The organism is Streptomyces atratus, from assembly GCF_040655115.1.
Taxonomy (GTDB): Bacteria; Actinomycetota; Actinomycetes; order Streptomycetales; family Streptomycetaceae; genus Streptomyces; species Streptomyces atratus_D.
In genome coordinates, this window is record NZ_JBFAJH010000012.1 from 71,118 (window position 1) to 82,571 (window position 11,454).

Annotated in this window: 6 protein-coding genes and 1 pseudogene; 3 read left to right on the top strand and 4 right to left on the bottom strand. The window is 69.4% G+C overall.

Going from position 1 to position 11,454, the window contains the following annotated elements:
* Positions 1 to 126 precede the first annotated feature (126 nt).
* Complete coding sequence (locus AB0I23_RS16550) at positions 127 to 1,287, top strand: alkaline phosphatase PhoX (protein WP_359109883.1); 1,161 nt, start codon at positions 127 to 129, stop codon at positions 1,285 to 1,287.
* A gap of 517 nt (positions 1,288 to 1,804) precedes the next feature.
* Here AB0I23_RS16550 and AB0I23_RS16555 read toward each other — a convergent pair.
* Positions 1,805 to 2,683 (bottom strand): septum formation family protein, encoded by an 879-nt coding sequence (locus AB0I23_RS16555; RefSeq protein ID WP_359109884.1) that lies wholly within the window; start codon positions 2,681 to 2,683, stop codon positions 1,805 to 1,807.
* Between the two features lie 420 nt (positions 2,684 to 3,103).
* Between AB0I23_RS16555 and AB0I23_RS16560 the strand changes: the two genes are divergently transcribed.
* Together AB0I23_RS16560 and AB0I23_RS16565 are read left to right on the top strand one after the other, a co-directional pair.
* Complete coding sequence (locus AB0I23_RS16560; protein ID WP_359109885.1) at positions 3,104 to 6,652, top strand: HelD family protein; 3,549 nt, start codon at positions 3,104 to 3,106, stop codon at positions 6,650 to 6,652.
* A gap of 604 nt (positions 6,653 to 7,256) precedes the next feature.
* On the top strand, positions 7,257 to 8,798 hold the full coding sequence (locus AB0I23_RS16565; protein WP_359109886.1) for a M28 family metallopeptidase: 1,542 nt from the start codon (positions 7,257 to 7,259) through the stop codon (positions 8,796 to 8,798).
* Positions 8,799 to 9,018: 220 nt separating this feature from the next.
* On the opposite strand, the gene AB0I23_RS16570 is transcribed toward AB0I23_RS16565, so the two are convergent.
* The 3 genes and pseudogenes from AB0I23_RS16570 to AB0I23_RS16580 all read right to left on the bottom strand — a co-directional run.
* Positions 9,019 to 9,600 carry a dihydrofolate reductase family protein gene (locus AB0I23_RS16570; RefSeq protein ID WP_359109887.1) on the bottom strand — a complete coding sequence of 194 codons (582 nt, stop codon included), beginning with the start codon at positions 9,598 to 9,600 and terminating at the stop codon, positions 9,019 to 9,021.
* 65 nt (positions 9,601 to 9,665) lie between these two features.
* Positions 9,666 to 10,487, bottom strand: a complete 822-nt coding sequence (locus AB0I23_RS16575; RefSeq protein ID WP_359109888.1) for a helix-turn-helix domain-containing protein — start codon at positions 10,485 to 10,487, stop codon at positions 9,666 to 9,668.
* A 46-nt stretch (positions 10,488 to 10,533) separates the two neighbouring features.
* A pseudogene (locus AB0I23_RS16580) lies at positions 10,534 to 11,163 on the bottom strand (DUF3533 domain-containing protein); the annotation flags it as partial.
* Between the last annotated feature and the right edge of the window lie 291 nt (positions 11,164 to 11,454).

The window sequence follows — 11,454 nt, forward strand, 5'->3', positions numbered from 1 at the left end:
GCGCTCATCATCTCGGGATGTCTTGGTGTTCACACCCTGTCAATTCGTCACCTCTACCTTCCGGAAGCGTTCTATCCCGCCGCCGACCGGTGGCGGGCAAGTCACCACCTCCCCCTGGAGTGACACGTGGAACGTCGCAATTTCCTTCGTGGAGCGGTCGTCGGCGGTTCGGTCGCGGCCTTCGGCGGAACCCTGATGCACGGCGCCGCCTACGCGGCCCCGGCTCAGCCCGGTTCCGGACCCTACGGGGCACTGGGTGCAGCGGACGCCAACGGCATACAGCTGCCTGCCGGGTTCACCAGCAGGGTCATCGCCCGGTCCGGCCAGAAGGTCGGCTCCACCAACCACACCTGGCACAACGCCCCTGACGGCGGCGCCTGCTTCGCCGACGGCACCGGCTGGATCTACGTCTCCAACTCGGAGATCAATCCCTCCGGCGGTGCGAGCGCGGTCAAGTTCTCCTCGACCGGCGCGACCATCGGCGCGTACCGGATCCTCTCCAACACCCGGCAGAACTGCGCGGGTGGCGCCACCCCGTGGAACACCTGGCTCTCCTGCGAGGAGGTCAGCCTCGGGTACGTGTACGAGACCGACCCGTGGGGTGTGAACGCGGCCGTCCGCCGGGACGCGATGGGCAAGTTCAAGCACGAGGCGGCCGCGGCCGACCCGGTCCGCAAGGTGATCTACCTGACCGAGGACGAGACCAACGGCTGCCTCTACCGTTTCATCCCGACGACCTGGGGCAACCTGTCCGCCGGCACGCTCCAGGTGCTGAAGGCCGGCACCGCCACCTCCGGTTCGTTCACCTGGGCGACCGTGCCGGACCCGGACGGCGCCCCGACCGTGACCCGTGACCAGGTCTCCGGTGCCAAGCGGTTCAACGGCGGTGAGGGCTGCCACTACTCGAACGACACCGTCTGGTTCACCACCAAGGGCGACAACCGCGTCTGGCAGGTCAACCTGGCCACGAACACCTATGAACTCGCCTACGACGACTCGCTGGTGGTGGGCGGCGGTGCCCCGCTGACCGGTGTCGACAATGTCACCGGCTCCTCCTCCGGTGACCTGTTCGTCGCCGAGGACGGCGGCAACATGGAGATCTGCATCATCACGCCCGACGACGTGGTGGCTCCCTTCCTGCGGATCACCGGCCAGTCCGCCTCCGAGATCACCGGACCGGCCTTCTCGCCCGACGGCAAGCGGCTGTACTTCTCCAGCCAGCGCGGTACGACCGGCAGCTCGTCCGCCGGTATCACGTACGAGGTGACCGGTCCCTTCCGGGCGTAGGCACCTCCGGCTGGGCGCTTCCTCTCAACAGGGCGGAGCCCAGCGGCGTCACCCTGCGGCACGGCGTTGCCGTGCCGCAGGGTGACTGCCAGGCACGCCTCTCGCAGCGTGATCGCGCTCTCCGAGCCGACGGCATGGGGAAGAGCCGTGTGCGACGGCGGTCGCACGGTGGTCCGGGCCGGCCGGAGATGAGTCCGTCCGGGCCGATGGCGTTGCCCAGCGGTGAGCACAAACCTTCGGGCGGGCGGCCTCCGACGGCCGCCCGCCCGAAGGGGCAGGAGGCCTGAGGCTTCAGCCGAGGCCGAGGCCGAGCCCCGCCGTGGGGATCCGGTCAAACAGGCCGCCCGGTCCCGGGAGTGACGGCAGACCGGAAATCCGAATCGATCACCGTCACACCCACCGACAACGGCTTCCGTTCCTCGGCCAGTGCTCCCGCAGTTGACTCCGGAAGCGCTCGGCCGCCTCGGTATCCCAGCCCTCCGGCAGGGGCACGGCCGGTCGACGTGATCCGGCGAGGTCAGCCGGCCCAGACCTCGGCTTCGTCGGCCGGGACGGTGGTGGCGAGTTTCAGCTCCTTGCGGGCGGCGACCGTCTTGCCCGGGTCGATACCGGCGAAGGCCCGGTCGTAGGCGAGGTAGAAGGCGTCCGTGTCACCTGCCGAGGCGGCCTTCTCCCACGCATCGGCGGTTTCCTTCAGCCGTGCACGGAGCTTGACGGTCTCCGGCTGCTGAATGCTCTTCAGGGCCGTGAGGTGGGTGCCGAGCGCGGCGGTAACGGCTTTGGCCTGCTTTTTGTAGCCGGCGAAGTCGCCCTCGACATTGTCTGCTTCAGGCTGGTTCGTCCACAGGGCCTCGTAGACGGCGTTCGAACCCTTCAGGTACGCGAGCTGGTCGGCGTTCAGGGGCTTGCTCTTCAACGAATCGGAGAACGTGCCCGCTTCCTTGGTGTACGAGCAGCTCACGGCCCGATCGCCCGTCGCCCAGCTCTCCTTGGTGGGGGAGTAGTAGTAGACGTCGACGCCCTTGGGCAGGGACCAGGCGTCGGGGGTGAACTTCTGCGCCTCGGCAGGGCATCGTTCGTCGGCGATCTGTGCGATTTTGTCCTCGCCGGGGTACGCCGACTGCCCGTCGATCTTGAAGTCACTGACGACCTGGCCCTTGTGCGGTTCCTTGCACGGCACGACCTCGACGCTGAACTCCTCGCTCTTGGGTGCCCCGTTGTTCGGGTTGTAGCAGTCGCCGGTCGCGAGCGAGAAGACCGATCGCTGGCGAACCGCTTTCTTGGCGCCTGCCTTTGCGCTGTCGAGGGCTTCGGAGCACCCCACCGCTCCGACCGAGATCAGAGCTACGACAGCGGATATACCGCGCAGGGAACGGGACGTGACACCGAGAGACATGACGTAAGGATCCTCAAACAGAAGGGGTGTGAACAGGTGTGCGCATCGTATGGCATGTCAGTGACAGAGCCGTGCGCAGGCGCTTTGGTGCACCGGCGGTGGTGGTGCAGGTGATATCCGGACGAGTTGTCATCCGGCACTTAAGGGTGGCCGATAAGCACGGGGTGGGCTTGTGAACTCAGTCAATGGCTGACATGCTTGAGGGGGTGGCAGCTTCAGAAGGGTGCCGTCTTCGTGACTGTCGCCGCGCAGAAGGCCGTCCCACGCGTGTCCTGATCCACGTTCAAAGGGGACGGGAGTCCGGCTCGGGGGCAAGGCTCCGACTCACCATGATGAAACCGGTCCTGATGGCTATTCAGCGCGGTGCGGACGTATACCCGGTGCGGCGTTTCGCCGGACGGCGCCAGGGAGGGACAGCAGATGAACACCATCGTTCGTAACCAGGTCATTGCAGAGGAGCAGAAGGCCGTCGACCGGGCGTACGACTGCTATACCGCGCGCCTCGCCGAGATGACCGGGACGTCGGCCGCCCAGGCCTCGGCCAGCGGCAAGGACGGTATCGCCAACCGGCTCGACGTCGTGAAGAAGGCCGAGGCGTACGGGGGACTGGGCGGGGAGTCCCTGGTGATCGCCCGTGTCGACGCGCCGGAAGATCCCGGCGAGGAGCCCCGCCCCTGGTACGTGGGCCGCCGTGCCGTATCCGATGTCCGGACCCGCGACACCGTCGTCGTGCTGTGGACCAGCCCGCTGGCCACGAAGTGGTTCGAGGCGCAGCCGCACACGCCGGGCGACGTCGTCCTGCGGCGGCAACTACGCTGCGCGCAGCAGGTCGTCGAGGACTACTTCGACGACATCGCCTCGGCGACTCCCGTACCCGTCGCCCCTGTGCTGCAAGCCGTCCCGGAACCGCGGCCCGCCGGGGACGACGCGATCACGGCGGAGCCCGCCACCGCCGACGAGGCCAGGGCGGAAGCACCGCCCCGAGCCGCGAAGCAGCCGGAAGCCGGCGAGCGCGGAAGACGTACATCGGCCCACACGCCCGCCGACGTAGCCCGGGTCCAGCGCCGCAAGCCCCTGCAACCGGACGACTTCCTGCTCCGCGAGCTCCAGCGCTCGCGCAGCGGCCGCATGCGGGACATCGTCGAGACCATCCGCCGCGACCAGATGGACCTGGTCACTGGTTCCCCGTCCGACATCCTCGTCGTGCAGGGCGGCCCGGGCACGGGCAAGTCCGCCGTGGGTCTGCACCGCGTGACCTGGCTCGTCAACAACGACCACTTCAAGGCCCAGGACATCCTCGTCATCGGCCCGCACCAGCGGTTCCTCGACTACGTCGGCCAGGTCCTGCCCACCCTCGGTACCCGCGAGGTCAACGCCGTCCAGCTCTCCCGCCTGTGGGACGGCGAGGTTCTCGGCACCGACGCTCCGCGGGCACGGCTGGTGAAGTCCGACGAGCGCATGGCGGCCGTCCTGCGGCGCCGCGTCGAGCACGAGTGCCGTCCCGAGGCCCTCGACGGCCTCCTCACCGAACCCTCCTTCGAGGGCGACGAGCCGGCGTTCACCGTCATCGCCGGCAGCACGACGCTGCGCATTCCGCGCTCGGAGGTCCGCGCCCTTTTTGACGAGGCGCGCGGCGGTGACGGTGCCCACCGCGAGCGCCGCGACCGCTTCCGCAGCCTGCTCGTCGACCGGCTCCTGCGGGAACTCGCCGTCCTCGCCCCGCGTCGCGGCGCGGACGGCACGATCCGCCGCAGCCTGGAACGCAACCGTCAGGTGGAGCGCCTCCTCGACCGTGCCTGGCCGTCGCCGGGCGCCCGGGAGGCCCTGCGCAGCCTCTACGACTCGCCCGACCTCCTGCGCGCCTGCGCCGACGGCATCCTCGACGAGGAGGAGCAGGCCGCCCTGCACCGTCCCCGGGCCGACAAGGCCGAGGACGACCCCTGGACCCTGGACGACCGCGTCTGCCTGGAAGAACTCCGGTACCTCATCACGGGCGAGACGACGCGGCGCTACGGTCACATCGTCGTCGACGAGGCCCAGGACCTCACCCCCATGCAGGCCCGCGCCCTGCGCCGCCGCATCGCTAGGGGCGGCTCGATGACCGTCCTCGGCGACCTCGCCCAGGCCACCGGCCCTTATCCGCACACCGAGTGGGACCGCCTGGGAGCGCTCCTGTCCGACCACGGCGACTGGCGCGTCGAAGAGCTGACCACCAGTTACCGCGTACCCGCCGAGATCATGGAGTTCGTCGCACCCCTGGCCCGTACCGTCGCACCCTCGCTGCCCTACCCGCGGGCCGTGCGCGAGGCCGGCGCGGACGCCGTACGGACGATCGCGACCGAGCCGTGGAAGCTGCTCGGCGACACCGTCGCCCAGGCCGTCCGCCTCGTCGGCACCAGCGACGGCCGCACGCCGCGTTCCGTGGCCGTCATCGTTCCTGACGACTCCGGCTGGCTCGACGAGATCGGCCGCCACCTGGACGAGGCCGACGGCATCACGGAACAGGAACGCGAGGCTGTGTCCGTCCTGGCGGCCGGCCAGGCCAAGGGGATGGAGTACGACCACGTCCTCGTCGTCGAACCCGCCACCATCGCCGACCGCGGCCCGTCCGGCCTGCGTCAGCTCTACATCGCGCTGACCCGCAGCACCCAGAGCCTGACCGTCCTGCACACCGCGCCGCTCCCGGAGGCACTGACGGACACCGCCGGCACTACGGAACAGCCGCTCCGCGGCATCGTCACCAACCCCGGCATCGGCGCCGCCCCGGTGGCGGAGGGAGACATCCCGGAGATCGGCACCGACATCCGGGTCCGGGTGATCGGCCACACCACCGGCGGCAACTACAAGGTCGAGGCTGTCTCACCCGCCACGGACCGCCCACTGCTCATGGCCGTGCGCCACGGCTCCACACCCCCGGCCGCAGGGACGGAGCTGGACGCCTGGGTGCTCCGCCACGCCTCCAGCGTCAGCTTCGTCACGGTCGACGAACGCGGCCGCCGGCCCATCTCGCCCACCATGGCCACGCGTTACGCCGATGCACTCGTCGTCGTCGAGGAACTGGCCGGCGGAAACGTCCCGGACGACGCCCGCGCCCGGCTCTCGGAGCTCAAGGGCATGGCCAACCGCTGCCTGCGCCTGGACCAGCACGACTGGCTGGACGTCTGGCGCGTACTCGGCTCCCCGAACAGGACACGCCTGAACCTGCTGCGGGACCTGGCGGCCAACGCCAACCGCGCGTCGGCCTCCGGCACGCCGGACCTGGACCGGTTCCGGGCCGAGCTGGAGCTCAGCGGTTGGGCCGACGACCTGGCCGAGGCGCGGCGGACCATCGAGCGGCGCATCGGCGCCGCGGCCGACCCGGCGGCGGAGAACGAGCCGGACCGCGCAATGTCAGCGCACCGGTCCGCAACAGCCGCGCCGCCCGAGACACCCACGCCGTCCGCACAGCCCGAGGCGCGCGAGGCGTCCGGGCAGTCCGAGCCGAAGGAAGCCGAAGCCATGACCACCACCGCAGCCGCCCCCACCGCACCGGAAAAGGCAGATCCGAGCGCGAGCCTTCTCCACGTCCTGGAAGCCTCGGCCGCAGCGGACCGCACCTGCAAGACCCATGAGGCGGTGCGCTTCGAACTGATGGCGGCCCTGCTGCGAGCGGACCGGCAGCCGAAGCCCGACTCCGCGGTCACTGACGTCGACTGCGAGACCGAGGACGGTCACTCGCTCTACGAAGTACTCGGCGCCGGCCGCTCCACGTACGCCGACCTCCGCTCGGGAGCGGCCCGCCTCCTCGAGATCAACCACACCCTGCCCACGCCTGCCGACCGGCTTTGCCTCGTCCTGGCCGGGCCCCCGGCCGAGGACTGGTCGGCCGCCACCATCCACGACATCTTCGGCGTCCACGTCCTGTGGCGCACGCCGCACGGCTGGGCCGGCCAGGGCGCCGAAACAGCCCTGGGCACCGACCAGGCGTGACCGTCACCGCCGCAGCGGTGGCCTCAGCGCCGTGCCGAGGCGGACAGCGGCTCGCGTGTGTCCGGGCGTTGCCCCGGGCCCGACGTCGTGCATGTCAAGGGCGGTCCCGTTTTTCCCGGGGCCGTCCGTCGGAGCGACATGGATTTTGTGTCTGTCCTTCGTGGCGCGCGCCAGAGAAAGCATGACCGACCGCGCCGGGAAGCTCCTGGAACGAGCCGAGAAGGGACCACGTGCGCGGCGTGTAGCGCCCGCAACCCCGCCTTGACGGAGCGTCGGGAGCCGCGACACCCAGTCACTCCAGATAGCGGCCGGCATCCACCTTCGACATGTCCTGGACTCCAGTCAGCACCGGTGACTTCCAGTCAACTTCGGTTGGGTCAGCGGCCGATCGGTGTGCTCGGCACCCGCGCACGGGCGGCGCCGACGCCAGAGATTCCCGTCAACCCATTACCAAGCGTTTACTGAGCAGATACCTTTCTCCTTGCCGGTGGCAGGGCGCGGAGCGATCCGGCCGTCCCTGCCTGCCCCGGAGTACCGCCGCACGTCGTTCGGCCTATTTTCGGCCATTACGCCTATTTCTCATGGACCGCCGGGAGGAAGCGTTTTGAACGCTCGGAACCGCCGCACCACGGTAGCCGCCGTATCCGTCGCAGGGCTCATAGCGCCGCTGCTGCTGATCGGATCGGGCACCGCCTCCGCTCACAGCGACCCTGCCAGGGAGGCTGTCAAGCTCGCAAAGAAGCTCGTCAAGAAGAGCAACGCCGAGGATGCCTACGAGCATCTGAAGCAGTTCCAGCGGATCGCTGACAAGAACGGGAACACCCGGGTGGCCGGGTCGGAGGGGCACCGGCAGTCGGCCGAGTACGTCGAAGGTCTGCTGCGGAAGGCCGGGTACTCGGTGACCCGGAACGAGTTCGACTACCCGTTCACCGAGACGCTGGCGCAGAGCCTGCGGGTGGTGTCGCCGCAGCAGCAGGACGTCCCGGTGATCGCCATGACGTACTCCGCCAGCAGCCCGGTCGGCGGCATCACCGCCCCGGTCGCGGTGGTGCCGGTCGACGCCACCACCGGCTGCGAGCCGGAGGACTACGCCCCCGGGACGTTCACCGGCAAGATCGCGCTGATCAAGCGAGGCGGCTGCACCTTTGCGCAGAAGCAGGAGAACGCCGCCGGTGCGGGCGCGGCCGGCGCGATCATCTACAACAACACCGACGGCGCGCTCAACGGCACCCTGGGAGACCCGTCCGTCGCCAAGATCCCGGCCGGCGGCGTCACGCAGGCGGACGGCGAGGCGCTCGCGGCCAAGGCCGCCGCCGGCGCAGTGACCGTCAACCTGGAGATCCGCACCTTCGCGGAGACCCGGCACACCTACAACGTGATCGCCGAGACCAAGGGCGGCGACGCCGACAACGCGGTGATGTTCGGCGCCCACCTGGACTCGGTGGCGGCCGGCCCGGGCATCAACGACAACGGATCCGGCTCCGCCGGCATCCTCGACGTGGCCCTGAACCTCGCCCACGAGAACGTCAAGAACAAGGTGCGCTTCGCCTGGTGGTCGGCTGAGGAGTTCGGCCTGCTGGGCTCGGAGGCGTACGTCAACAGCCTCTCGGCGGCGGACCGTGCGAAGGTCAAGCTGTACCTGAACTTCGACATGATCGCCTCGCCGAACTACGCCCAGTTCGTCTACGACGGCGACGACTCCGACCAGGTCGGTGCCGGCCCCGGCCCGGAGGGCTCGGCGCAACTGGAGCGGCAGATCACCGACTACCTGGACAGCCGGGGCGTCCCGCACGAGGGCACCGACTTCACCGGCCGGTCGGACTACGGGCCGTTCATCGAGGTGGGCATCCCCTCGGGCGGCACCTTCACCGGCGCCGAGGGCATCAAGACGGCCGAGCAGGCAAAGGTGTACGGCGGTAAGGCTGGTGTCGCGTACGACGCCTGCTACCACGCCGCTTGCGACACCCTGAAGAACATCGACATGAAGGCGTTCGACGACAACGTCGACGTCATCGCCAACGCGGTGGGCCAGTACGCCTGGGACACCAGCCTTCTGAGCAAGTCGGTGGCGCCGCAGAACACCAAGGGTTCGGCGGGCAGTGGCGGTGGCCTGCACGAGGGCCACGACCACGAGGTCACCGAGTAACTCCCGGTACCCACAGGGGGAGGGCCGGACTGTCCGGCCCTCCCCTTTCCCGGCGAGCGGAGGACTTCCGCCGAAGAAGATGAAGAACAAGAAGAAGCAGAGGTGCTGGGCGGATCGGCGTCGGCTGCCCGACCAGGGACAGCGATGCGCAAACGCAGCCGGAGGCCCGATCGTGTGTCACCGTTCGCAGTGGACTTCTTCGCGTATCCGCTCAGATCGGTCAACGGCGCACCCGATAGCGCAGGTGAAGCACCCGGTTGCCCTGAATCACCACGTCAGGATCCTCCAACAGGTGCTGCGCGTGGACCGACCCGAAGTAGCGCTTGCCGGACCCGAACACGACGGGTACGACGTCCATGCGCACCTCGTCGATCAGGCCCGCGGCAAGCACCTGGCCACCGACGTCGCCGGCGGCGACCTCGACCATGCGGTCACCCGCAAGCTCCTGTGCCTTGGTCATGGCTGCCTCGACGCCGTCGACGAAGTGAAACGGCGCCTCGGGGTCCCAGCCCTCGGGCTTCGGCCGGTGCGTCACGACGACCACGTGGTCGATCCCGCCCGGCGGCTTCCCGTCCCAGCCGTCCGTCAGGTCGAAGACGTGGCGGCCGACGATCGTGACTCCGATCTGGTCCCAGTACGGCCGGGTGTAGTCGTAGGACGTCTGCGACACCTTCAGCTCGCCGCTCTCGTCCAACGGGACGTCACCGCTGGACAACCAGTCGAACAGCGGTCCGGGCTGGTCGTTCTCGTCCGCGACGAAGCCGTCCACCGACACCGAGCTGTACATGACCACCTTGCCCACGGGGCTCTCCTTTGCTTTGGGGTGCCCCAAATTAGCGTGTCGTGAGCTGTCGCTCTTGTAAGAAATCAATCGGCCGGCAGCGGCCAGCCGTCCAGCGCGTGGCCGGGATGTTCGCGCAGGAACCGTCGCCGGACTTCGACGTACCGGGTCGGCGTGAGCCCGGTGAACGCCCGGAACTCGTGGCCGAAGTGGGCCTGGTCGAAGTAGCCTGCGCCACCGGCGAGGTCGCCCCAGTCGATCGGTCCGGCGGGGTTGATCGCGAACACGGTGGCGGCGAAGCGGTAGGTGCGGGCCAGCCGCTTCGGCGTGACGCCGATGAGCTCCTTGAACCGCTGTGCCAGATGAGTGCTGCTGACACCGGCTGCCACGCTCAAGTCGCCGATCGCCACCGCCCCGCTGGTCGCCGCGATGACACTGCTCGTATGGCGGACCAGCCCCAGGCCGGCGGTCTCGCACAGCCGTCGCATTAGCTCCTCCTCGAGCAGCGTCAGCATCTCGTGCGGTCCGTCCGCCGTGGCCAGCCGGTTTCGCAGCTCAGCAATGGCGGGCCGGCCCCAAACCTGCTCTACCGTCACCGGCCGGTCACACAGCTCGGCCGCGGGCATCGGCAGGAACGGCGCCAGCCCCCACGGCTTGAAGTGCACGCCGACGGACCGGGTCCGGAGTGGGTAGCCGAACTCCAACGCGCGGGTGGGCATGGTGACCACGCAGCCGTCGGCGTACTCGGCCGTCTCGATGTCGGTGCCGGCGCGGATGCGGAACGGCGCCCCGAGGTTGACGATGAGCAGCGCCGACGGCATCGGCGGCAGCGTCAGCCGGGCGTACGGCGGCGCACCCTTCAGGTAGTAAAGGTCGTCGATCAGCCCGTCCAGCGGCGGTCGCGGCACTCTGGACACGTACTCCTACCGCCTCCGTGCGCGTCGCGTCCGCATCGTCCTGCCTGCGACGCATGGCGAGCAGCAGGGTGAGCGCCGTGCCGACGACCGCCCACGCGGACAGCACCAGCAGCGGTCCGGTCACCGCGTCGCCCTTGAAGTACGCGATCGAGCGCGCCACCCAGGTCCCCGCGGCCGGTGGCAGCGCGGGGCCGATCGTCCGCCAGAAGTCCGGCAGCATCGGCAGCGGGAAGGCGCCGCCCGCGCCCGGGTTGCCCGCGATCACGATGATCAGGACGGCCAGGCCGGTGCCGACGAGCCGGCGCCGTTCCGCCGCCGGAGGCGACCAGGACGGTATCGGTCGGGCCGGCCGGGTTGACGATCAGGGCTCCGTCGATGTCGCGGTTCAGGATCTCCCCGCGGGCCGTGGCCGCGTCGCTGATCGCGCGCGGGTCCAGCGGGCCGCCGGGGGAGGTTCTTCAGTTCGGTGACGAGTTGCGCGGACACCTGCTGGGGTGCGACCACCCCGAAGGGGACGTTCGCCGGCTTCGGGGTGTGCAGCGCCCCGATGCAGGACGCGATGAACAGCAGCTGACGCGATGAACAGCAGCCGCAGTGCGAGCACACCGATGACGAGCAGCGCGGCCCGTGGAGTGACGGCCTTCTTCACCTCGTCGGCGAAAGTCATGCCCCCCACGGTCCGGGTGTCCCCTGTCTGCGCAGGTGGGGCTGGGCCGGACGGCTGACCGGCTCGCTCACCGGATGACCCGTGCCCGGCGCGCATCGCTGCGCAGCGCGCTGCTGCTATTCCTGCCGGTCCCTTGCGTGCGAAGAGTTCCCTCGGGGTGACGGTGAACCCCGATGGAGTCGTGGTGAGTCGCTGTGTGGAATGCCACGGAATAGGTCACGTGTTCGAATCGCGCCATCGTCCGAGGCTGATGGGGGTTAGAGTAATCGAACGAGCGTACGATGAATGTAT

Excerpts from the sequence above, each read along its gene's own strand:
- AB0I23_RS16555 (WP_359109884.1), bottom strand. The coding sequence starts at position 2,683 with ATGTCTCTCGGTGTCACGTCCCGTTCCCTGCGCGGTATATCCGCTGTC.
- AB0I23_RS16560 (WP_359109885.1), top strand. The coding sequence starts at position 3,104 with ATGAACACCATCGTTCGTAACCAGGTCATTGCAGAGGAGCAGAAGGCC.